The following is a 23,542-nucleotide window of genomic DNA, read 5'->3' as shown; positions in this document are numbered from 1 at the left end:
GAAAGTGGGCAGTGCGCAAATGGTTTAAGATAATCTTCATTTATTCTATGTCAGGAAGGACTAAGGTATTACTGGTCTGTGCTGTTTCATTGGGTGCAAGTATACTCCGGCTCTCTGCCCAGGAGGTGGGGGGAGATACGATTACGGGGAAAGTGCATCAGATAGAGAAAGTGACAGTGACAGCACGCAGGTCGCCCAATAAAGTGACTTCTGCCGTACCCATACAGACGATGTCACGGCAGGATATCAGCCAGCTGGGAATACAGAATATGGCAGATGCTGTACGCCGTTTTGCCGGAGCCAATGTAAAGGACTATGGAGGCATTGGAGGACTGAAAACGGTTTCCATACGCAATATGGGAGCAGCCCATACAGCTGTCAGTTATGACGGGGTGGCGGTGAGTAATTGTCAGGCAGGGCAGATAGATATCGGGCGTTTTTCGCTGGACAATGTTTCCATGCTTTCGCTCGCCATCGGGCAGTCGGAGGACTTGTTGCAGTCCGCCCGCTTGTATGCGTCGGCCGGTGTGCTGGGCATAGAGACGGAAAAACCTCATTTTGATGACGGGCGCAATGCCGCTTTTCAGGCACGGGTGCGCGGAGGGTCGTTCGGCATGGTCAGCCCCTCGCTGCGCTGGTGGCAGAAACTGGGCTGCCGTACACGCGTGGCGGTAGATGCCGGTTATATGAGGGCAGACGGTAATTACCCTTTCACGCTGGTCAATGGGAAATACGTGACGGAAGAGAAACGTAACAACTCCGGCATCTATTCCTGGCAGGGCGAAGCTACCTTTTATCATACTTTCAAGGATGACAGCGAACTGGATGTGAAGGGTTATTACTTCTATTCCCGCCGGGGACTTCCAGGGGCGGTTACGCTCTATAATCCCCTTTCCGATGAAACGCTTTGGGATGAGAATACTTTTGTGCAGGCACGTTATAGGAAGCATTTTTCGCCCCGGTGGAGTTTGCAGGCACAGGCAAAGTATAATCATGGCTGGAACCAATATAAGGATGAGGGCAAGGAATATGCCGACGGATATTATCGGGAAAATCACCGGCAAGACGAATATTATATTTCCGCGACCGTTCTCTACCGTCCTTTGGAAGCTTTGACCCTTTCGTTGGCGCAGGATGGGGTGATAAACAAGTTGCGCAACAGTTTGCCGGAATGTCCTTTCCCTACAAGATATACTTCCATCAGTGCCTTCAATGCACGCTACCGGCAAGGATGGCTCACGGCCACGGCTTCGCTGGTGCATACTGCCACTTCGGAGCATGCCGAGAAAGGTACGGTCCCCGATGACTTCCATCGCTTTGCCCCCTCTTTATCAGTCAGTATGCAGCCTTGGCAGGACGAGTCGCTGTATTTCCGGTTGATGTATAAGAGTACGTTCCGTCTGCCCACTTTCAACGACCTCTATTACTACCGGCTGGGCAACCGTAATCTGCGACCCGAGAAGGCAGACGAATATAATGTCGGTATCACATGGAGCAAATCCGGATTGTCTGTGTTCGACTATATCTCCGTTACGCTCGACGGTTACTATAATGATGTGACGGATAAGATTGTGGCTTTTCCCACCACCTATGCGTGGAAGATGGCGAACTACGGCAAGGTGCATGCCGCAGGTGTGGATGCCACTTTGGCGGCAACCGTTCCATTGACGGAGAAAATAAGACTGATTATGTCGGGCGGATATACATGGCAAAAGGCCATTGACCTGACCGATTCCGACGCGAAGAACTATAAGGACCAATTGCCTTATACTCCTCTTCATAGCGGAAACGCGTCCGCCATTGTAGAAACGCCGTGGGTGAATGTGGGCTACTCGGCGGTAGGAGTGGGAAAGCGTTACTATTTGTCGCAGAACATTCCGGAGAATGAGATTGAGGGCTATCTGGAGCATACGATGAGCCTCTCTCATGAGTTTGCTTTGGGCGGTTGCCGGCTTCTGTTGCAGGCCGAGATTATAAATCTGACCGATGAACAGTATGACGTGATAAAATATTATCCTATGCCGGGTCGTTCGTGGCGGTTGACGGGTACTTTCAAGTTTTGAATAATCTATTTATGAACAACAAAAACTAATTATAAACAATAACAACTGTGATTATGAAAGTAAGAAGTTTATTATTCGGTATGCTCTGCATGCTTGCTTTGGGTGCCTCTTTGGCATCTTGTAGTGACGACGATGACGATTCTCTGGATGACGGCGGGTCGAAGGTGACACTGCCGCAGACGCGTGTTTATATTCTGAATGAGGGTGGTTGGGGAGCTAATAACGCAAGACTTGCCTTTTATGCACCCAATAAGGATGCGGATTTCATCAGTGATATTTACCAGACTCAAAACAACGCCAAGTTGGGTGACCTTGGTCAGAGTATGATTGAGTATGAAGATGAAATATATATAGCTGTAAGTGGTTCCAATTATCTGACTAAGCTGAATGCTGCGGGTGTGGAGTTGAAACGTGTTTCGTTTGTAGACGACAACGACCTCAGTGCAGGCATTCGTTATATCGATGCTGAGGATGGATATATCTATGCTTCCTTCTACGGAGGAGCTGTAGCTAAAATCAATGCGAAAACGTTGGAGGTAGTGGATAAATTGACCGGACTTGGCGACAATCTGGAAGGTGTGGCAATCTGCGAGGATATGCTTTATGTGGCGAATAGCTGTACTGCTGATTGGAGCACTTATCACAATGACGTAAAGGTGATAGATTTGCGTACTTTCAAGTTGAAAGAGACGTTGACGGTAGGTTTGAACCCCAATGCTTTGGTTGAAGAGGATGATAAGGTTTTTTTGATTTCATGGGGTAATTATGTTGATATTGGCTATTCATTACAGATGATAGACCCTGCTGCCAACAATAAGGTGACGGAATTAGGCAGTGCCACCCGTATGTGTGCTACTGATGATATTCTCTATTTGACTTATTCAAATTACACCAATCCTACCGCTTCTTTTTTTACTTATAATATAAAGACTGGAAAGATGGATGAAGCTTCTTTCTTGAAGGATATACCGGAAAAGTTGAAAACTTCTACGATTTATATGTTGGAAGTAAATGATAATAACGGTGATTTCTATATTGGTACTTCTGAATATACCACGAACGGCACCATTTATCGTTTCAAGAAAGACGGTACCTTTATAGAGCAGTTCGATGCAGGAGGTATGAATCCTAATTCTGCTATCTTCTTCAATTAATATCAATGAAAAGAAATAGTTTACTTATCTGTCTGTTCGCAGTCCTGTTTCTTTCCTCCTGCGGAGGAAGGGGCAAGACTGCCTCTGCTTTGGCCAACGGTGACACCATTCCCTTACGTTATGCAGAGAATCTTACCTTAGTGTCCTATCCCGGCTATACCCTTGCCACCTTGCGCAATCCTTGGGATACGTTGCACACGCTACATACCTATATACTGGTCCCGAAAGACCGCGAACTCCCGGCACATCTTCCGGCAGGTACTGTGGTACGTACCCCGCTCTCCAAATCAGTCATCTACTCTTCCGTCCACTGCGGACTGATGGATAATCTGGGTGTGTTTGGTAGCATCGGCGGTGTCTGCGACTTGAAGTACATCAAACTGCCCACCGTTCACGAAGCCTGCCGCCGGGGCACCATCGCCGATTGTGGCGACGGTATGAATCCCGATATGGAGCGCATCATCGACCTGCATCCCGATGCCATCCTTCTGTCTCCGTTCGAGAACAGTGGCGGTTATGGCCGTATCGAGAAACTGGATATTCCCATCATCGAATGTGCCGACTACATGGAAACCTCCGCTTTGGGACGTGCCGAGTGGATGCGTTTCTACGGACTGCTCTTCGGGGTTGCGCCACAAGCCGACAACCTTTTTGCTGAAGTGGACAGTTGTTACCAACGCCTCAAGATGCGTGCGCAACTTTCATCCACCTCGTTCTCCGTTGTCAGTGAGTTGAAAAGCGGCTCGGCATGGTACGTGCCGGGAGGGCGTAGCACCATAGGAAGGCTTTTTCAGGATGCTTGCGGGCGTTACGCTTTTGCCGACGATACCCACAGCGGCTCTGTTCCTCTGGCTTTCGAGACCGTTTTCGACAAGGCGGGCGATGCCGACGTCTGGCTGGTGAAGTACAACCGTGACCGCGACATGAGCTATGCTGATTTGGAGGCGGATTATATCGGCTACACCGGTTTCAAGGCTTTCAAGACCCGGAATGTCTATGGTTGTAATACGGCGAAAGTTCCTTTCTACGAGGAGACTCCGTTCCGTCCCGATTATTTGTTATCCGACCTGATACAGATTCTGCATCCCGAAATAGGAGATTTGGGAGGCTTGCGCTATTTTTGCAGACTGAAGGAGTGATGAACACAGAGATACGGAACTTTTGTGAAAGTAATAGAAAACTCTGTGCCTCCGTGTCTCTGTGTGCTAAATAATGTAACTATGAGTAAAGGCTGGAAATATGGTATCGGGTTGGGAGTAGTAATCTTATTGCTTTTTGCGGGCAATCTGCTGGTAGGGTCGGTTTCGATTCCGCCTGCCGATGTTTTCCGTATCCTGCTCGGTGGAGAGGGGGAGAAGGCAAGCTGGAGCTTCATCCTTTGGGAATCCCGTTTGCCCCAAGCGCTGACGGCGCTGCTTTGCGGTGGCGCATTGGCTGTCTGCGGACTGATGTTGCAGACGGCTTTCAAGAATCCGCTGGCAGGACCATCCATTCTGGGCATCAACGCCGGGGCAAGTCTGGGAGTGGCCTTCGTCATGCTGCTGTTTGGCGGTAGCATCACGGCAGGGGCGTTCAGTCTGTCCGGCTTCTTCTCCGTACTGCTTGGCGCATTTATCGGAGCCATGCTGATTATGGCACTTATCCTTTTCTTTTCCACGCTGATAAAGAGCAATATCATGCTGCTGATAACGGGTATCATGATAGGCTACATCGCTTCTTCGGCCATTGCCCTGCTGAACTTCTTTGCTACGGCAGAGGGGGTGCAGTCCTATATGATATGGGGGCTGGGCAACTTCGGTGGAGTTTCCCTACAGCAGATGCCGGCCTTTGCGCTGGTCACCATTGTGGGACTGTTCGGCTCATTATTGTTGATAAAGCCCCTGAACGCCTTGTTGCTGGGAGAGCGCTATGCCGAAAATCTAGGTGTCAATATCCGCCGTGTGCGCAACTGGCTTTTGATTATCACCGGGCTCTTGACGGCTGTCACCACCGCTTTCTGTGGTCCGGTCGCCTTTATTGGCCTGGCCGTGCCGCATGTGGCCCGCATGATATTGGGGACAACCAATCACAATTCCCTATTGCCGGTCACCATCCTGAGTGGCGGTGCAGTGGCACTGCTTTGCAATCTGATTTGCGTCTTGCCCGGCGAAGCGGGTATTATTCCCTTGAATGCCGTCACGCCCATTATCGGTGCGCCGGTCATCATCTACGTTATTCTGAGCCAGCGGAAGCCCCAACAATTCAACTAAGCTATTGCCGACAGCTTGACAAGTTTTTGCCTTACTATTGGCAAGACTTTGCCACCGCGTTGGCAAACTTTTGCCATAGGCATGGCAACGTTTTGCCAAACCTATGGCAATGTCTTGGCAAAATTTCTCTCTGATTATCAACGTGCTACTTTTTTTGTATTTTTCTCTCCATTCTATAGGGTTTTATCTTCCTCACCGCTCTTATTAATAGAAACCCCTTAAAAACATGCCTTATGAAAAACTTTGTAGGATTTACACTTGGGTGTTTGTTTGCATTCTTATCTTCGGGTATCACCCCGTTGATGGCGCAGGACGCGGCAGTGAACGAGCTCGTCATCACCGGTACGGTCAAGAACAAGGACAGCAGGAAGAAACTCGAAAACGTGAACGTCTCTGTTGTCGGCAACAATATCGGAACGGTGACCAATGCCGACGGCACATTCTCCTTGAAAGTAGCGGAAGCGGAAGCTTTCCGTGGACTGGAAGTCTCCCATATCGGCTATCTCACTACACACCTCTCTCTGGAAGAACTTGAAAAAACGGGCGAGCTGACCATCTGGATGATACCGGCCCCCAATCTTTTGAGCGAGATTGTGGTCTATGGCAATAATCCCCGCGTCATAGTGGAAGAGGCCATCAAGAAAATTCCAGTAAATTATTCTGGCAATGACAACATGCTGACCGCCTTCTATCGGGAAACCGTGCAGAAGCGCCGCCGCTATATCAGCGTGTCCGAGGCAGTGATGGATGTCTATAAGACGGATTATAACTCCCGCGATGTAGACCGCGACAAGGTGCAGCTGCTGAAAGGCCGCCGCCTGCTGAGCCAAAAGCAGAGTGACACGCTGGCTGTGAAAGTGGTGGGAGGTCCCAATTTGTCCCTTTATCTGGACATTGTGAAGAATGGCGATGCGCTGTTGAGCACGGACAATCTGGACTATTATGAATTCCGTATGGAGGACCCCGTCAATTTGGATAACCGCATGCAGTATGTGGTCAGCTTCCGTCCGCGGGTCAGCCTGATGTATGCCTTGTTCATCGGGAAACTGTATATAGACTACGAACGGCTTTCCTTTACACGTGCCGAGTTTGGCCTGGACATGGCAAATCGGGTGAAGGCAGTGGAGGCCATTCTGCATAAGAAGCCCGTCGGCTTACGGTTCCGCCCGCAGGAAGTCACCTATCTGGTGACCTACAAGCAGCAGGGGGCCAAGACTTACCTGAACTATATACGGAATGTCATCCGCTTTAAATGCGACTGGAAAAAAAGGCTGTTCTCCTCCAGCTACACCGCTTTCTCTGAAATGGTGGTGACCGACAGGACGGAAAGCCCTCTCTCCGGCATCTCCAACAAGAACACCTTCAAACGGAAGCAGGTATTCTACGACCTGGTGGATGAGTACTGGAACGAAGACTTCTGGAGGAACTACAATATCATAGAACCTACGGAATCCCTGGAGAATGCAGTCAGCAAATTGCGGAAACAATCCAATTGATTATCTGATAGTTTTCCTTATATTTGGAGCAACCGAGAAAAAACACCGTGTATGCTGGACGAACTGATGATACTGGCCAGAATAAAGGAGGGCGATATAAAGGCGTTCGAAGGAATCTTCCGCCGGTATTATTCCCCTCTTTGCTGGTATGCTGCGGGCATCACGGGTGATACGGCGTCTGCCGAGGAAATTGTGGAGGAGCTGTTCTACGTGCTGTGGAAGAACCGGGAGCGGTTACAAGTATTCCAGTCCGTGAAAAGCTATCTCTACCGTTCTGTGAGGAATGAAGCCGTGCAGTTTTGTGAGCATCAGGAGGTCAAGGAGCGCTATCGGGCATCTGTCCGTACGGAGTCCGGGCCGGGCTATTCGTCCGACCCCCACGCGCATTTGGAATACGAGGAACTTCAGACCCTCATCCGGCATACGCTCGACAAGCAGCCCCGGCGCCGGCAGCAGATTTTCAGGATGCACCGCATGGAGGGGAAGAAATATGCAGAGATTGCCTTGTCGCTTTCGTTGTCCGTCAAGACGGTGGAAGCGGAAATGACCAAGGTACTCCGAACCTTACGAAATGAAATTGATAATTATATCCGGACACAATGATGGAAGTAGATAAAAAGAAGACAAGGACCGACGAGGCATGGGTACGGCTTTATGCCCGCTTCGAAACGGACTGCCTGCTGCCGGCAGATGCGGAACACGCTTCGGCAACGCACCGCAGGCTTTACCTCAAGTGGGGGAGCGTTTCGGCAGCCGTGATTGCCGGAATCGTATGTTTTGCCGCATGGTGGGCCGTACCGGAACAAGGTGGGGACAGTCGTAGCTTGCTGACGGAGGAGAACCGGGAGAAGCCCACACTGGTCAAGACCCTTGAAGACGGTTCGGTGGTATATCTGGCGCAGGAAAGCACGCTGAAGTATCCCGAACATTTTGCGGAAGACAAGCGGGAAGTGAACCTGCAGGGTGAAGCCTTCTTCGATGTGGCAAAGAAACCCGAGCAGGCTTTTACGATTGAGACGGCGAGGGTGCGTGTGGAGGTACTGGGCACGGCTTTCAATGTCAGGAGCAATGAAGGGCTCCCCTTCAGCTTGTCCGTGAAGCGCGGGAAGGTGAAGGTGCTGCTGAAACAAGAGGAACAGACGGTCTTTGTAGAGGCGGGAGAAACGGTTATCTTGCAGGGGGGCAGTCTGCTCGTCAGCGAGACGGAGAATCCGGAGCTCTTTGACCGCTACACCAGCAACATCCGTTTCAAGGACGAGTGCCTGGAGGATGTGCTGCGTGCCATCAATAAGGAGTCTGCCGGCTGGCAGATAGAAGCCGCGTCGCCAACCCTGGGCAAACGGCGGCTGACGGTCGAATTTTCGAATAACTCCCCGGAGTCTGTGGCCGAGCTGATATGCTGGACGTTCGACTTGAAGTGTACACGTCAGGGCAATAGACTGATATTGTCGGAACAATGAATTCAATGAAATGCTTCATTCTCCATTTGCCACTCTTCATTTTCTTCCTGGCAGGCAGTGCAAGAGCGGACGGAGGCGATGTGCTGGACCGCATCGTCCGGCTGCCTGGAATGAAGGGAACGGTTTATGCGCTGTTGGGGAAAGTCTCGGAGCAGTCCGGCTATCTGTTTATCTATGATAGTAAGGTCATCCATAACGACTCAGTGGTGAGGGTCAGGAAGCAGGAGTGTTCCGTGAGGCAGGCCATTCATAGGATAACCGGCAGCCGGAACCTCGAATTGAAGGTATTAGGCAACCATATATTGATAACACGGGCGGCAGAAAGGAAGAGTATGGAAGAAACGGTACCCCTGCCGCCCCGACCGGCATATTCCACCATTGCCGGAATCCTGCTGGACAAGGAGACGGGAGAGCCCGTCGTCAGTGCGTCGGTCATCGCACAAGGAACCTCACTGGGTAACATTACCAACCAGAACGGTGAATTCCGGCTCAACCTGCCCGACTCGTTGAGGCGCTGCATGCTCTCCTTCTCCCATCTGGGTTATGTGGGGCAAACGGTGGAAGCCTCTGCTTTGGAAGGACGCAGCAATGTCCTGAGCCTTGAGCCGAAAGTCATTTCCTTGCAAGAAGTGCTTATCCGCTTGGTGGAGCCTAAAAAGCTGCTTCGCGAGATGATAGAGCACCGGGATAGGAACTGCTCCACTTCTCCGGTCTATCTGACCACCTTCTACCGGGAAGGTGTACAACTGAAGAACAAGTTCCAGAGCCTGACGGAGGCCGTTTTCAAGGTCTACAAATCACCGACGATGGAACCCGGACAGAAAGACCAGGTGAAACTGCTCAAGATGAGCAAGATAGATAACCGGGAGCAGACGGACAGTGTGCTTGCCAAAATCAGCTCCGGGGTGGAGGCATGTCTGCAGTTGGACATCATGAAGAATCTTCCAGACTTCCTCTTGCTGGAATCCGGCGAGGAACTTTATACCTATACTTCGGGCGACATCGTATCGGTGGACGACCGTACTGCCAACGTCGTCTATTTTGAGCAGAAACGTGGGGTAAAGGAGCCTTTGTTCTGCGGAGAACTCTATATAGACTCGGAGAACAGCGCCTTGCTGCGTGCCCGCTTCGAAATTCATCCCCGGTATGTGAAGGCCGCCACACGGCTTTTCGTGATACGCCAGGCTCCGAAAATCAGGCTGACAACGGAGAAACTTGTCTATACCGTCTCATACAAACCCTGGAACGGTACCTATTATGTCCACCACATCCGTGGCGACCTTTACTTCAAGATGAAGAGAAAACGCATGCTCTTCAGTAATCCCACTCTGTATACCTGGTTCGAGATGGTGACCTGCCGGATTGACGGGGAGAACGTGACGCGCTTCCCGCGTGCGGAACGGTTGCCGGTGCATACCGTCTTCTCTGAAACCGACTTCAAGTATGACGCCGATTTCTGGGGCGACTTCAATGTGATTCCGCTGGAAGAGGAGCTTGGAAAGATTATCGAGAAGGTCTCCCTGAAGATAGAGCAGACGGAAGCTCCGTAAACATGGCCCTCAATCGTTTGCGGTGGGTAGGTTGTATATTCTACACTAAAATTATCTCTATTTTGTTTTTTTATTGTAATTTTGTCCCCGGTATTAGTTTAAATTTAAAGATTGTAACTATGAGATTACCTGAGGACCCGGTGATGCTGTACAGCTTCATCAACATGAAACTGCGTGATTTCTATCCTTCGCTGGACGCGCTCTGCGAGGATATGAACGTAGAGAAAGAGGACATTGTACGAAAATTGAAGCTCGTGGGATTTGAGTATAATCCTGCAAAGAACAGATTTTGGTAAATAATGTTTCTGTATAAAACAACTCCCGTTGCTTGTTGTTGTAAAGCGCAAGTTAACGGGAGTTGTTTTGTTATGGAACTATGGGATAAGGCAGAACGTCTTTGGACGAGGGTCAAGAACTGGAAAACAGTACGCGGCTGGCACATCTGGAAGTTGAAGCTGGTGGATGCCCGGTTGTATTTCGTCAGCATGTTCGTCGGTTTGCTGACGGGACTGGTCGCTGTGCCCTATCACTATCTTCTCTATTATCTGTTCCACCTCCGCAGTGGTTTCTTCGCTTCGCATCCGGCCTGGTACTGGCACATTCCACTCTTTCTGTTTTCTTGGGGCATTCTCGTCTTCGTCATGTGGCTCGTGGGGAAAATGCCGCTTATCGGCGGGGGAGGTATTCCGCAGACACGCGGCGTGATTAACGGGCGCATCACTTACCGGCATCCTTTCATCGAGATGGTATCCAAGTTTGTAGGGGGCATTCTGTCCTTCTCGGCGGGGTTGTCTTTGGGGCGCGAAGGGCCTTCCGTGCAGATAGGCTCTTATGTGGGTAGCCTGGTATCCCGCTGGACTCATATCCTGAAAGGCGAACAGAAACAGTTGCTGGCAGCCGGGGCGGGAGCGGGGCTCGCTGCGGCTTTTGCAGCGCCACTGGCTTCCTCGCTCATTGTAATAGAATCCATTGAACGCTTCGATGCCCCTAAGACGGCCATCACTACCTTGCTGGCGGGTGTTGTGGCAGGAGCCGTGGCAAGCATGGTCTTTCCTGTGAATCCTTACCATCTGATAGAAGTAACGGAACCGGTTTTCGCCTTCTTTGTCCAGATGAAGTATTTCTTGATATTGGCGGTGATTGTCTCCGTATGCGGGAAGTTCTACTCCTCCACCATGAATGCTTTCAGGCATGTGTATGCCAAAGTCAATTCTCCGGCGTATGTCAAGATGTTCTATCTGGTGCTGGTGGCCTACATCATTTCGCTGATGCAGGTCAATCTGACTGGAGGCGGGGAGCAGTTTCTGCTGGCCCAGGCACAGAACGGCAGTACGCAGATTATGTGGGTGACGGCTGTCATGTTGCTGCATTTCGTCTTTTCCGTTTTCTCTGTCTCTTCCGGATTGCCGGGCGGCAGTTTCATTCCGACGCTGGTTACGGGAGGGTTGTTGGGACAGATTGTCGGTCTGGTAGGAGTGAGGTACGGTGTCATCGGGCAAGAGAATGTCAGTTATATCATGCTTGTTTCCATGTCGGCTTTTCTGGTGGCCGTGGTCCGTACACCGCTCACGGCCATTGTGCTGATTACGGAGATTACGGGGCATTTTGAGGTCTTTTACCCTTCGGTGGTTGTTGGTGGGTTGACCTACTATTTTACGGAACTTCTGCAAATGAAGCCTTCCAACGTCTCCCTCTATGAAGATATGATTTATGCTCCCGATTTTAAAGAAGAGAAACGCTATACGCTTTCAGTGGAGATTATGACGGATTCTTATCTGGACGGGAAACTGGTGGACGAACTGTCCCTGCCGGAGCGTTGCGTCATTATCAATGTACATCGGGATGGAAAAAATCTGGTCCCCGCAGGAACTCGTTTGATTCCGGGGGACCAGGTACAGATTGAGATGGACTCGCAGGACATAGAGAAACTCTATGAACCGCTTGTCAGTATGGCGAATATCTATTAAGCCAGATTGCCTATCTCGTCCAGATTCTTCTGGATGTCGGCATCCGTCAGCTCGTAATTCACTAAATCGCCGGACAAATACTTGTCGTAGGATGCCATGTCGATAAGTCCGTGACCGGAAAGGTTGAACAGAATCACCTTCTCTTCACCCGTTTCCTTGCATTTGTTTGCTTCGCGGATGGTGGCGGCAATGGCATGGCAGGACTCGGGGGCGGGGATGATGCCCTCTGCTTGCGCAAACAGACAACCGGCGTCGAATGATTCGAGCTGCTTGATGTCCACCGCTTCCATATAACCGTCTTTCAGCAGTTGTGATACGATGACACCTGCACCGTGATAGCGTAGGCCGCCGGCATGGATATTGGCAGGGGCAAAGTTGTGTCCCAGTGTAAACATGGGCAGCAACGGAGTGTATCCGGCCTCGTCTCCGAAGTCGTATTGGAATTTACCGCGTGTCAGCTTCGGACATGAAGCAGGTTCGGCGGCGACAAAGCGTGTTTTCTTTCCTTCGAGGATGTTGTGGCGCATGAAGGGGAAGGCGATACCACCAAAGTTGGAACCTCCTCCGAAGCAAGCGATGACGGTGTCGGGGTATTCACCCGCCATTTCCATCTGCTTTTCGGCTTCCAGTCCGATGACGGTCTGATGCAGGGCCACGTGGCTCAATACGGAGCCGAGGGTATATTTGCAGTTGGGAGTGGTCTGTGCCAGCTCTATGGCTTCGGAAATGGCTGTTCCCAGTGAGCCCTGATAGTTGGGATGGGCGGTCAGTATATCTTTTCCGGCGCGGGTAGACATGGAGGGAGACGGGGTAACCTGCGCACCGAATGTCTGCATGATGCTGCGGCGGTAGGGCTTTTGCTCGTAACTGATTTTTACCTGATAGACAGCGGCTTCCAGTCCGAAGAGGCGGGCGGCATATGCCAGGGAAGCTCCCCATTGTCCGGCACCGGTTTCGGTGGTCACGTTAGTCACTCCCTCCTGCTTGCAATAGTATGCCTGCGGGATGGCGGAGTTCAGCTTGTGCGAGCCCATCGGGCTGACGCTCTCGTTCTTGAAGTAGATATGTGCCGGTGTGCCGAGCGCTTTCTCCAATCCATAAGCGCGCACCAGCGGAGTGCTGCGGTAGTATTTGTACATTTCGCGGACCTCTTCGGGGATTTCAATCCACGTGTCGGTCTGATTCAGTTCCTGGCGGCAGAGTTCCTCGGCAAAGATGGGATACAAGTCTTCTGCTTTCAGCGGTTGCTTGGTGCCGGGGTGAAGCGGTGGCATGGGCTTGTTCACCATATCGGCTTGTATGTTATACCAGTACTGTGGGATTTCCTCTTCCGGGAGAATGAATCTTTTCTTTTTGTTGCTCATAGTGGTTAAAATTATTAATAATTCAATGCCCAAATGTAGCTATTATTTTTGAACCAATTTCTTTTTCCTTTTGTTTTTTGTATATCAAGGTATATTTGTCTAAGTTTGCCGCGTTTCATTAATCGATGCATTTATGAAGATTTATCATAAATTCCTTTTGTATCAAAATAAATGGATTCACCCTTACGTACGGATGACAGTGGGAGTAATGACTTCCATCACTTATTTGGCCTCCATCCTGCTGATTGTCGGCGTGGTCTATGAGCATGGCTTTACGATTTCAGAGGTCGAGGCGCATCAGCTCCAACGCTTGTACCATGGGGTGTGGATTGTTTTTCTGGTAGATGTCACCCTTCGCATTTTGCTGGAATACAAGGATACCCGGCGCACCTTCAGTAAGCTCACCTGGATACTGACCATTCTGCTCTATCTGACCCTTATCCCGGTCATTTTCCATCGTCCGGAGGAGGAGGGCGCCATCTTGCAGTTCTGGGAATTTCTGCATGGCAAGGCCTATCATCTTGTCCTGCTGCTGGTGTTTTCCTTTTTCAGCCTTTCCAACGGGCTGGTACGGTTGTTGGGGCGGCGTACGAACCCTTCGCTTATTCTGGCTGCAAGTTTCCTGATAATCATAATGATAGGCACGGGGCTGTTGATGTTGCCGCGCTGCACGACGAACGGCATATCGTGGGTCGACTCGCTGTTCATATCCACCAGTGCGGTGTGCGTCACGGGGCTGACGTCTGTCGATGTGGCGTCCACTTTTACCCCGACCGGTTTTGTGGTAATCATTCTGCTGATTCAGATAGGCGGTCTGGGAGTGATGACACTGACGAGCTTCTTTGCCATGTTCTTCATGGGTAATACCTCGTTGTACAATCAGTTGGTGGTGCGCGACATGGTGAGTTCCAATTCCTTGAATTCCCTGCTCTCCACCCTGGTCTATATTCTGGCCTTTACGCTGGTGATTGAAGGAATAGGGATGCTTGCTATCTGGGGAGACATCCACGGGACGATGGGGATGGACCTTCAAGAAGAGCTGGCTTTTTCTGCTTTTCATGCCATTTCCGCTTTCTGCAATGCGGGATTCTCCACGTTGCCCGGAAATCTGGGCAATCCGTTGGTGATGACGGGGCACAACCCGTTCTTCATCTATATATCTCTGCTGATTATTCTGGGGGGTATCGGTTTCCCCATACTGGTGAATTTCAAGGATATTATTCTTTACCATCTGCGTCGTCTGTGGCACTTTCTGCGTACGTGGCATTGGGACGGCAAGCGTTTTTACCATCTGTACAACCTGAATACAAAGATTGTACTGATAGTCACCTTCCTGCTGCTGGTACTGGGCACGGTGGGCATTGCTGTCTTTGAGTGGAATGCCGCCTTCGCCGGCATGTCGGTGGCCGACAAGTGGACGCAGGCGTTTTTCAATGCCACGTGTCCCCGTACGGCAGGCTTTACCAGTGTGGACTTGGCAGGCTTGGGGGTACAGACATTGCTTATATATCTGTTTCTGATGTGGGTGGGAGGCGGTTCACAGTCTACGGCAGGCGGTATCAAGGTAAATGCCTTTGCGGTAGTGGTGCTGAATCTGGTGGCTGTGTTGCGCGGCACGGAACGGGTAGAGGTGTTTGGCCGTGAGCTGTCACATGATTCCATCCGTCGTTCCAATGCCACGGTGGTGATGTCGTTCGGCGTCTTGTTGCTGTTTGTTTTCATCATCAGTATGCTGGAGCCGGGTACGTCGCTTTTGGCCATTACCTTCGAGTGTGTGTCGGCATTGAGCACGGTGGGGTCCAGTTTGAACCTTACCCCACGGTTGGGAGACGACAGCAAGCTGCTGGTGGCACTGCTGATGTTTGTGGGGCGTGTGGGACTAATTACGCTGATGCTTGGCATCATCAAGCAGAAGAAGCATACGAAGTATCAGTATCCGAGTGGTCAGATTATAATCAATTAAATAAGATGAAGTATATTATTATCGGTTTAGGGAATTATGGTCACGTGCTGGCAGAAGAGCTTTCTGCACTGGGGCACGAAGTGATAGGTGCGGACGTGAGCGTCGGCCGGGTGGATAGTCTGAAGGAAAAGATTGCCACAGCCTTTGTCATCGACGCTACGGACGAGCAGGCCTTGTCCGTGTTGCCGCTGAACAGTGTGGATGTGGTGATTGTTGCCATCGGCGAGAATTTCGGTGCATCCATCCGTGTAGTGGCTTTGCTGAAGCAGAAGAAGGTGCAGCATATCTATGCCCGCGCCATTGACGCTGTCCACCGTTCCGTGCTCGAGGCTTTTGAGCTGGAACGCATTCTTACTCCCGAGGAGGATGCCGCACGCGGACTGGTACAGTTGCTGGAATTCGGTGCCGATATGGAGACCTTCCGCGTGGCACCGGATTATTATGTAGTCAAGTTCACCGTTCCGGACAGGTTCATTGGCTATTATGCCAACGAATTGAATCTCGATAAGGAGTTTGGCCTGAAGATGCTCGCCTTGAAACGTGCCGAGACTTTGAAGAATTGCCTGGGCGTCTCGTATGTGGAACACAATGTACTGAACGAACTGCCGGAAAATGACCAGATACAAGCCGGCGACCAGTTAGTGTGCTACGGACGGTATAAGGATTTCCAGAAGTTCTGGAAAGCACTATGATAATTGGTAGTTGGAAATGTGTCAAAAGTGGTATTCACCACAGATTACACAGATTTGCACAGATAAGCATCTTTGATTATCAGTAGATTAAGTTCATTTTGTGTTAATCCGTGTAATCTGTGGTGAATTTTAACACACCTCCATTTTCAACTAATCAAAGTCCTTCTCCCGACACCGATAATGGAAATAATCAGTCAGGAAGTGTGCATTCTTGCGTATGAACTCTTGTCCGTATTCTTTTCCTTGCAAACTGTTCAGATAAGCATCCGGAAGCATGCCTTCGTCTTGCAGGATGCAACTCAGTTGGTAAGGGATAATGTCTGGGTTGACGATGAACATAATGGCGTTTTTCTCTGCTTCCTCCTTATTATAATTGGGGTTGTCCGGAGATTTGATGCATTCGCACAGCTTGAATTGGATATGTAGGCCGGTGTGCGGGTTGGCCATCAGCATGGCTCCGGTTTCTGTATGTATGCGTGGTATGTCCAGGTCTTCTTTCAAGCCGTATCCCATCTTGTTCAGCAGAAAATCAGAAATCTCCTCTTGCGATTGGCAGAATACAAAAGATTTCCCGCCGGATGCTTTTATGAAATCATGGAATGCAGCCTTTTCATTCGTCTTTTCTTTCTGTTTCGTCAAGTCGTCCACATATTCCGCCATTTTCTGGTTGTACTTGTTCTCGAGAAGCATGCCGCACTGCCACCATGCGTTGCCAAAATAAATCAGTTCGCAGATAAGGGTGCTTTTCCCTACCTCTCGGCTACGGATGGCCGAAAGGTTCAAGGACTTCTTGGTTATCTTGAATTCGCCTTCGTCCTCACTGCACAAATCTTTGACGTACAGATACCTGTCATCTTCTTTCTCCAGCAGATAACAACTGTTTTCCCGTACCTTCACCTTGCCCCAAAGCTGATGTTCGGGATGGGCATTGCCGATGAGAGCCAGCCATTCCGGTGAGGTCAGCGACAGCAGGTTGCGGCGCCCTTTGAACGTCAGTGAGGTGCGTGTGGCATATATGAGGGTCTCTGCCATTTCGGGAGTAATCTTTTCATCATCCAGCAACCGTTCAGCTTCGTCCCGGCATTGGGCGACATTTTCGATGTTGAAGTAGCATTGGTAGTGAAACCAATCCAGTATCTCCCGGTAGCGGAAGAAGTCTTCTTCTCCCATGGCAGAGTGGTATAGAAATTCCTGCATCCTTTCATTTTCGGGAGCGGTTTCGTATTCCTCTGCAAGCAGTCCGTATATCTCTTGTGCAGTCTGCTCTATTCCGGGATTCTCGGGGTTGATGGCGCTTATTCCCCGGCACAGATATTGTATATGGTGCCAAAGCAGAAAGCGTATGTCCTCCAGATTGATTTCATCCGGAAAATAATCGCCTTTGATGGGGTAGAAGGGCAGATAGGCTCCGTATCGCTTCCGGCACTCGGCAGTGAATGCCTGCCAGATGCCGGTCTGGGAGATGACGTCCTCAAACCATGCGGCGAGGCAGAGGCTTGTATAGCGTATGTTTTCCTCTTCTTCGAAGGCGTCGGCTATCGTTGAAGAGTAAAGTCTTTTGTGGATTTCGTTTGCAATGCCGACGTAGTACTGGTCAACGCTGTTTGTCTGCTTGTACGGATGCAGTTCCAACCATTTTTTGGGATATATTTTCTTCATGACTCTAAAGTGAGTTTGGTGTGTATTTTTTATATGTTTCATTTCCAGCGTAAAGATATGTTTTTTATGGGAATTTTCTTGTTTTTCCTCCTTTCGATTAGTATATTTGTATGCTACTATTAAATCGTTCCATCGTGTGGAAAAAATCGTTCTACCATGGTGGAACGATTTTTCTTCCGTGGTGGAATGATATTTTCTCCATGGTGGAATGATTAAAGAATAGCATTTCTTCTCCTTAATGCCGTGGAAGAAGAAATGACGGAATTGCAGGACCATTTAAAAACAGAATATATATGAGTGCGTATTACGACCTTTTCGAGAAACCCGACGTCCGCCAGACCGGCGAGCAACAATCCCTTTATGCCCGCTTTGTCCCCAAGGGCACCATCGACCGCAAGGAATTTATCGAGCGTGTACATCTTTTCACCGGTCTCAGCCGCAGCCTGCTGGAAGGAGCGATGGCAGGCTTTATGGATGAGTTGCGCGACTGCCTTGCCAATGGCTGGACGGTGGAGCTGGGCGAACTGGGTTACTTCACCCCCTCTTTGAGTTGTACCCGCCAGGCGACGGACAAGAAAGAGCTTCGTGCTGCCTCCATCGCTTTGCGCGGGTTGAATTTCCGTCTGGGCAGGGAGTTCTATAAGGATTTGAAAGGTAAGATGCAGTTGGAGCGTTGTCCGCAATCGACATCGGCGCCTGCTTCGTCTGCCGATGAGGCGTTGGGCGTGGAGCAGCGCTGGCAGTTGCTGGATGAGTATTTGCAGCAGTATCCCTGCATCAATCGCTCCCAGTATGCACGGCTGGCAGGACGTAGTTATAAGCAGGCTGTTGTCGATTTGAACAGGTTTATAGAAGAGGGGATGCTGATGAGGCATGGGATGGGGCCGAGTGTGGTGTATGCCAGAAAGAGGTAAAATTCAAGATGTGTATTTGCATCCGAATCGAAATGCAAAGGACATATCCCGTGAGCTCAATATGGATAAAGGGCTGTTATCCCGCATATTGAAAAAGCTGGAGGTAAATCATTCTCGACACCCCCAAGAATACGGACAGAGCACATCTGTTTTATGAGAAAGCCGGATCCAAGAAAATAGAGAAAGAAGAACTCCCCATCGAATACGATTATCCGTATGATGACAGTGACTTCTTCTGCCTGACCTTGAACGGATACCAATAAATTTACGGTTATTAGAAATTTAATCGGATAAATTAAGATTTATGGAGATACATAAAGTCCATTCTGTTTTTTTTCAGTGCTACATTTACTACCAAAGCCATCGTGCAGGGTATCGTCAAGCAGCTGCACGCCGATAATATCCAACATGACATTACGAGTAATGTTTTAATCCCCCGGTTTGAGATTGGGACGCGATGAATTGTTGGTCGTAGGCGTGCCGTCCTATTCAGGAAGAGTGCCCGACACGTGCCATTGCGTCGGAGAACCCCATAAAGACAGATGAAGGTCAATGTATTTCATGTGGAAGGTGCATTGCCCTATGTCCTGTCGGCTCACGAAACTACCACTATCCATTTTTGGGAAAAAAGAGTTTGGAGTTTGCAAGCGCAAATTCAGAGAGAAAAGAACTTGAACTTTTTTACGCTGTCAATTAAAGATGCCGTAAAGGATAAAAACAATGTATGATTAAGGAATAAAATTTCTTAGTCATTGTCTATCAGTTCCTTTCTTTTTCTCCAATATCCTTTTTTATCCTACGAAAACCTCCTTAAACCTCCGTTAAAGCACCACCCCGTTTTCTGCCCGTTGTATCTTTGCATCGTGGTCACAAAGAAACTGGTTTTGCAGACTGACGAGCGAACAAGACCGACTTTTATTAATCAATTTAAAATTAAAAAACTATGGCTTTGAATTATGAAGTAAAAAAGAGAGTATTCGGTTTTGACGAGACAAAAACGGAAAAGTACGTGGCGCAGATGAAAACTTTGGGTGTGGTAGGTTTTAAGGATTTATGCGACGAGGTTTCCAAGATAGGCATGGCGCCTCGCGGTGTGGTGAAGTTGGTGCTGGACGGATTGATCGACACCTTGAATATGGATATCAACAAGGGATTTTCGGTACAGCTGGGTGAGTTCGGCTGTTTCCGTCCCGGCATCAACGCCAAGAGCCAGGACAAGCTGGAAGATGTGAAGGCAAGCACGATTTATCGCCGCAAGATTATCTTCACCCCGGGCTTCTACTTTAAGGATATGCTGACCCGCGCCAGCGTAGAGAAGATGGATTGGTCGGGCAACGGCACCGTTTCTGGCGGGGGTAGCTCCAAACCAAATCCGGATGGCGGCGGTTCCGATGGCGACCAGGGAGAAAATCCGTTAGGATAAACATTCTGTAAATAAGGAGAATATGAACTTTCTCAGAAAAAGGTTCATATTCTCCTTGAAATACTTGACTTCGCCTTTTGAATATCGTATCTTTACATCAATCATTTAAAAATCAGACAAACTGCTATGGAAACAGAAAATGGCTTTCGTATCACGACTTATAAAAAGAAAGATTTGGCATGCCTCTATTGCCCCAATGCTACTGCACGTTGCGCCATCCGCACCCTGACGCGGTGGATAAAACGGAATCATGAACTGTATGAAGCCTTGGCGCATACCGGGTACAATGTAAGGACACGGACATTCATGCCGAAGCAGGTGAGTCTTATCGTACAGTATCTGGACGAACCTTAATATTCTTTTCAACCTCATTTATTATGTTAAAGCGGGAAGTTGCGGTTAAACTTCCCGCTTTTGTTTTTGTCATAGATACGTTGCAACACAATAGGTATAACTAACATAAGGTATTAATTAAAAAAAGAGAAAAATGATGAAAAGAATAGTTCTGATATGGATGGCCGCCTTCCTGATGGGTGGCATGGCAATGGCACAACATGCCCACCACAGTGATAAAATGCCCGAACCGAAAGTCCGTGCCGAGCGCATGACGGAACGGATGGTGAAAGAGTACTCCTTGAACGATACGCAGAAACAACAACTGCTGGAGGCAAATCTGGCATTGGTTGAGAAAATGGGAGATATGCCGATGCATCGTGCCAAAGCACACAAGCATCATAAGAGAGATGGCAAGCGCCATCAATTGACGGATGAGCAACGCGCGCAGAAAAAAGCGGAGATGGAAAAGAAGCGTGAAGAGATGAAGACTGCCCGTATTGCTTATGATTCACAACTCCAGAAGATTATGACGGAAGAACAATATGCTGCATACAGCAAGAAAGTGCAGGATAGAAAAGCAAAAATGGAATCTAAAAGAAAATAAATTTTCTATTGCATTCAATTTGTACTATTTTTGTCCGGTCAACTACTAAAAAACAGAACGATGAAGAATATAGTCTATATTTTAGTGTGTGCATCGGTCATCTTCTTCACTGCTTGTTCGTCGCAAGACAAGAATAAGAAAGACGGTACGCAGGTATTGATGCAGGATAGTACAGAAATTGCCGGCCCACAGCGCATGCAGGTGTCTGATGTAAAAACATCCTTTACGTATAAGGGAAAAGAGTATCAGTCTTCTGTAGTGCGCCGGCCGGATGAATCTCTGCCGATAGTGAAAAACGAGCAGGGGGAGAAATTTGTGGATAACCGTATCACCTTGCGCATCACGTGCGGCGGGAAGCAGGTGGTGGATAAAGTGTTCACCAAAGATAATTTTGCTTCGTTGGTGGATGCCAAGTTCATGAAGTACTCCATTCTTGAGGGGCTGGTCTATGACAAGACCACTCCGCAAGGAATCATATACGCGGCGAGCGTCTGCTATCCGCAATCCGACCTTTATGTTCCCATCAGACTGACCATTACGGCTGACGGGAAAATCTCCATGGCAAAAGAAGAACTGATGGAGGACTATCAGACAGACAGCATTGATTAGTGGATAGTTTTCCAGATTGTTTCCAGTTTTATAGACCATCTTTGCCGGTATGAAAATCCTGATTGTAGAAGATGAGCAAGATTTGCGGGAAACCATCCGCACTTCGCTCTTGAAAGAAAAGTTTGTTGTAGAGACCGCTGCCGACTATTTTTCGGCATTGGATAAAATCAATGACTACGATTACGACTGCATTTTGCTGGATATCATGTTGCCTGGCGGGAGCGGTCTGGACTTGCTGCGTGAGCTGAAACGGCTGCACCGCAGTGACAGTGTGCTTATTATCTCGGCCAAAGACTCGCTGGACGACAAGGTGGACGGGCTGGAACTGGGAGCCGACGATTACCTTACAAAGCCTTTCCATCTGGCAGAACTCAATGCACGTGTCAAGTCATTGATACGTCGGCGGCAGGCGAAGGGAGATGTGACCGTCACCCTTGGAAATCTTTTGCTCTACCCCGACAAACGGCAGGTAGAGATAAACGGAAAACCCTTGCAGCTGAACCGCAAGGAGTTCGACCTGCTCTATTATTTTGTAGTCAACCCCGGCCGGGTCATCAATAAAATGAGCCTTGCCGAGTCGGTGTGGGGAGACAATATAGACCAGGCGGATTCGTTGGATTTTATCTACTCGCAAGTGAAGAATCTGCGTAAGAAATTGAAACAAGCTGAGGCTACCATAGAATTAAAGGCTGTCTATGGATTCGGCTACAAACTCTCCGAACTATGAAGCTGCTGAGCTACACCTACCGCAAACTTGCATTGCTGCTGTTTCTGTTGATGGCAGTGTGGGGTGTGCTGTTCTATTACGCAATCATTGACGAGGTGGTGGATGAGACGGACGATACGTTGGAGAATTACGGTGAGATATTGATGGAGAGTGCGCTTCACGACCCCTCGATACTCGAAACGGAAGGCTCGTTGATGTCTTTCTATAAGTTCACTCCTATATCCGAAGAGGAAGGGCGGCATTACAGACAAGTGTTCTATGATGCTACGGTTTATATCGAACTGGAGGATGAAGACGAACCGGTACGTGTCATGTGTACCGCTTTCCGTATGCCCGACGGGCAATATTATGAGTTGAAACTGATGATTTCCATTTTGGAGCGGGATGACATGGTGGAGGCTATGCTTTGGTATCTGGGAGCGCTGTTCCTGTTGTTTCTCATCTGTACTTCCATCGGCATCCAGTTGGTGCTGAAGGGAGTGTTCCGTCCGTTACATAGGTTGCTTGACTGGCTGCACTGCATTCAGCCCGGCAAGGAGGTGCCTCCATTGGACAACCCGACGAAGATACGGGAGTTCCGCCAGCTGAGCGATGCTGCATTGGATATGGGCAACCGCAGCTACAAGGCATACGAGGAGCAGAAGCAGTTCATCGAGAATGCCTCGCATGAGTTGCAGACACCGCTTGCCATCGTGAGGGGAAAAGTGGAACTGCTGGCTGAGAGTGAAGGGATGACGGAACAGCAAATGGAGCAGCTGGACGAGATATATGCCACGCTGGGGCGTGCCGTAAAACTGAACAAGTCCCTGCTGTTGCTTTCCCGTATAGAGAACGGGCAGTATACCGAGATGGAGGATGTCTCGGTGGATGAGATATTGGATGAACTCTTGCCCGACCTGATGGATATCTATGAACATAAGCAGGTGAGACTGATACGAAAACGGGAGGAGCAGCCTTTTATTATCCGTTGCAACCATTCGCTGGCGCAAATACTGGTTTCCAATCTGGTGAAGAATTCGTTGCTGCACAATAGGGAAGGGGGAGAGTTGCAGGTACTTACCACTCCAACTTCGCTGGTCATAAAGAATACGGGTGATGTTCCTTTGGATGGAGAGAAGTTGTTCCGGCGTTTCTATCATGGCATGGATGGCAAGAAGGACTCCACCGGACTGGGGCTTGCCATAGCGCGTTCCATTGCGTTGTCGTCTTCATTGAAGCTCACGTATGAATGGCAAGACGGTATGCATACCTTCCGTCTGGTTAAAGAAAGTGAAATTTACCGTTAACTGCGATTGTTCCCAAATCTTTCCTA

General features: G+C 49.3%; 22 protein-coding genes. 20 read left to right on the top strand and 2 right to left on the bottom strand.

All coding sequences use genetic code 11. The annotated features are described in order from the left end of the window. Positions 1 to 47: 47 nt before the first annotated feature. The 10 genes from DWY55_RS12485 (at position 48) to DWY55_RS12440 (ending at position 11,939) form a co-directional block, all read left to right on the top strand. Positions 48 to 2,063 carry a TonB-dependent receptor plug domain-containing protein gene (locus DWY55_RS12485; RefSeq protein ID WP_034526139.1) on the top strand — a complete coding sequence of 672 codons (2,016 nt, stop codon included), beginning with the start codon at positions 48 to 50 and terminating at the stop codon, positions 2,061 to 2,063. A gap of 53 nt (positions 2,064 to 2,116) precedes the next feature. Then, positions 2,117 to 3,217 (top strand): YncE family protein, encoded by a 1,101-nt coding sequence (locus DWY55_RS12480; protein ID WP_005831744.1) that lies wholly within the window; start codon positions 2,117 to 2,119, stop codon positions 3,215 to 3,217. Positions 3,218 to 3,222: 5 nt separating this feature from the next. Continuing rightward, positions 3,223 to 4,356, top strand: a complete 1,134-nt coding sequence (locus DWY55_RS12475; protein WP_035448897.1) for an ABC transporter substrate-binding protein — start codon at positions 3,223 to 3,225, stop codon at positions 4,354 to 4,356. 81 nt (positions 4,357 to 4,437) lie between these two features. Next, positions 4,438 to 5,466 carry an iron ABC transporter permease gene (locus tag DWY55_RS12470; protein WP_008665021.1) on the top strand — a complete coding sequence of 343 codons (1,029 nt, stop codon included), beginning with the start codon at positions 4,438 to 4,440 and terminating at the stop codon, positions 5,464 to 5,466. A 233-nt stretch (positions 5,467 to 5,699) separates the two neighbouring features. Next, on the top strand, positions 5,700 to 6,962 hold the full coding sequence (locus DWY55_RS12465) for a carboxypeptidase-like regulatory domain-containing protein (protein WP_009038151.1): 1,263 nt from the start codon (positions 5,700 to 5,702) through the stop codon (positions 6,960 to 6,962). Positions 6,963 to 7,013: 51 nt separating this feature from the next. Beyond that, on the top strand, positions 7,014 to 7,565 hold the full coding sequence (locus DWY55_RS12460) for an RNA polymerase sigma-70 factor (protein ID WP_009038152.1): 552 nt from the start codon (positions 7,014 to 7,016) through the stop codon (positions 7,563 to 7,565). Next, positions 7,562 to 8,422 carry a FecR family protein gene (locus DWY55_RS12455; RefSeq protein ID WP_117878463.1) on the top strand — a complete coding sequence of 287 codons (861 nt, stop codon included), beginning with the start codon at positions 7,562 to 7,564 and terminating at the stop codon, positions 8,420 to 8,422. Before DWY55_RS12460 ends, DWY55_RS12455 begins: the two co-directional genes overlap by 4 nt. Next, positions 8,419 to 9,972, top strand: coding sequence for a carboxypeptidase-like regulatory domain-containing protein (locus tag DWY55_RS12450; protein WP_005831730.1), 1,554 nt, complete (start codon positions 8,419 to 8,421; stop codon positions 9,970 to 9,972). Before DWY55_RS12455 ends, DWY55_RS12450 begins: the two co-directional genes overlap by 4 nt. Before the next feature lie 119 nt (positions 9,973 to 10,091). Further along, positions 10,092 to 10,268 (top strand): DUF4250 domain-containing protein, encoded by a 177-nt coding sequence (locus DWY55_RS12445; protein WP_005832662.1) that lies wholly within the window; start codon positions 10,092 to 10,094, stop codon positions 10,266 to 10,268. A 72-nt stretch (positions 10,269 to 10,340) separates the two neighbouring features. After that, the gene (locus DWY55_RS12440; protein WP_120178096.1) at positions 10,341 to 11,939 is read left to right on the top strand and encodes a ClC family H(+)/Cl(-) exchange transporter; all 1,599 of its coding nucleotides are present in this window, start codon (positions 10,341 to 10,343) and stop codon (positions 11,937 to 11,939) included. Here the strand turns inward: DWY55_RS12440 and DWY55_RS12435 are convergent. Then, positions 11,936 to 13,303, bottom strand: coding sequence for a TrpB-like pyridoxal phosphate-dependent enzyme (locus DWY55_RS12435; RefSeq protein WP_005831725.1), 1,368 nt, complete (start codon positions 13,301 to 13,303; stop codon positions 11,936 to 11,938). The genes DWY55_RS12440 and DWY55_RS12435 overlap by 4 nt on opposite strands. A 133-nt stretch (positions 13,304 to 13,436) precedes the next feature. Between DWY55_RS12435 and DWY55_RS12430 the strand changes: the two genes are divergently transcribed. Both DWY55_RS12430 and DWY55_RS12425 read left to right on the top strand, forming a co-directional pair. Then, complete coding sequence (locus DWY55_RS12430) at positions 13,437 to 15,266, top strand: TrkH family potassium uptake protein (RefSeq protein ID WP_117878465.1); 1,830 nt, start codon at positions 13,437 to 13,439, stop codon at positions 15,264 to 15,266. A 5-nt stretch (positions 15,267 to 15,271) separates the two neighbouring features. Further along, entirely contained in the window at positions 15,272 to 15,958 is a 687-nt protein-coding gene (locus tag DWY55_RS12425) for a potassium channel family protein (RefSeq protein WP_117878467.1), read from the top strand. A gap of 150 nt (positions 15,959 to 16,108) precedes the next feature. Here the strand turns inward: DWY55_RS12425 and DWY55_RS12420 are convergent, their stop codons facing one another. Then, complete coding sequence (locus tag DWY55_RS12420) at positions 16,109 to 17,617, bottom strand: DUF3843 family protein (RefSeq protein ID WP_243633661.1); 1,509 nt, start codon at positions 17,615 to 17,617, stop codon at positions 16,109 to 16,111. Between the two features lie 293 nt (positions 17,618 to 17,910). On the opposite strand from DWY55_RS12420, the gene DWY55_RS12415 reads away from it, so the two are divergent. From DWY55_RS12415 to DWY55_RS12370, 8 genes are all read left to right on the top strand, one after another. Beyond that, the gene (locus DWY55_RS12415) at positions 17,911 to 18,531 is read left to right on the top strand and encodes a DsbA family protein (RefSeq protein WP_009038156.1); all 621 of its coding nucleotides are present in this window, start codon (positions 17,911 to 17,913) and stop codon (positions 18,529 to 18,531) included. Positions 18,532 to 19,018: 487 nt separating this feature from the next. Beyond that, positions 19,019 to 19,228 (top strand): 4Fe-4S binding protein, encoded by a 210-nt coding sequence (locus DWY55_RS22630; RefSeq protein ID WP_080597342.1) that lies wholly within the window; start codon positions 19,019 to 19,021, stop codon positions 19,226 to 19,228. A gap of 246 nt (positions 19,229 to 19,474) precedes the next feature. Then, positions 19,475 to 19,954, top strand: a complete 480-nt coding sequence (locus DWY55_RS12395; protein ID WP_009038158.1) for an HU family DNA-binding protein — start codon at positions 19,475 to 19,477, stop codon at positions 19,952 to 19,954. Between the two features lie 126 nt (positions 19,955 to 20,080). After that, positions 20,081 to 20,308 (top strand): DUF4248 domain-containing protein, encoded by a 228-nt coding sequence (locus DWY55_RS12390; protein ID WP_005831704.1) that lies wholly within the window; start codon positions 20,081 to 20,083, stop codon positions 20,306 to 20,308. Positions 20,309 to 20,444: 136 nt separating this feature from the next. Continuing rightward, positions 20,445 to 20,894, top strand: coding sequence for a DUF4890 domain-containing protein (locus DWY55_RS12385; protein WP_165859515.1), 450 nt, complete (start codon positions 20,445 to 20,447; stop codon positions 20,892 to 20,894). 60 nt (positions 20,895 to 20,954) lie between these two features. Further along, positions 20,955 to 21,503, top strand: a complete 549-nt coding sequence (locus DWY55_RS12380; protein WP_005831701.1) for a DUF4738 domain-containing protein — start codon at positions 20,955 to 20,957, stop codon at positions 21,501 to 21,503. 49 nt (positions 21,504 to 21,552) lie between these two features. Continuing rightward, positions 21,553 to 22,230: a response regulator transcription factor gene (locus DWY55_RS12375; protein ID WP_005832639.1), complete on the top strand. Its 678-nt coding sequence runs from the start codon at positions 21,553 to 21,555 to the stop codon at positions 22,228 to 22,230. Beyond that, positions 22,227 to 23,516 (top strand): sensor histidine kinase, encoded by a 1,290-nt coding sequence (locus tag DWY55_RS12370; RefSeq protein WP_009038161.1) that lies wholly within the window; start codon positions 22,227 to 22,229, stop codon positions 23,514 to 23,516. The genes DWY55_RS12375 and DWY55_RS12370 overlap by 4 nt, the downstream gene beginning before the upstream one ends. Positions 23,517 to 23,542: the final 26 nt, after the last annotated feature.

Source organism: Bacteroides sp. AF25-38AC, assembly GCF_003602995.1.
Lineage (GTDB): Bacteria > Bacteroidota > Bacteroidia > Bacteroidales > Bacteroidaceae > Bacteroides > Bacteroides uniformis.
Note: the sequence above shows the minus strand (reverse complement) of the source record. Positions and strands in the feature narration are given on the sequence as shown.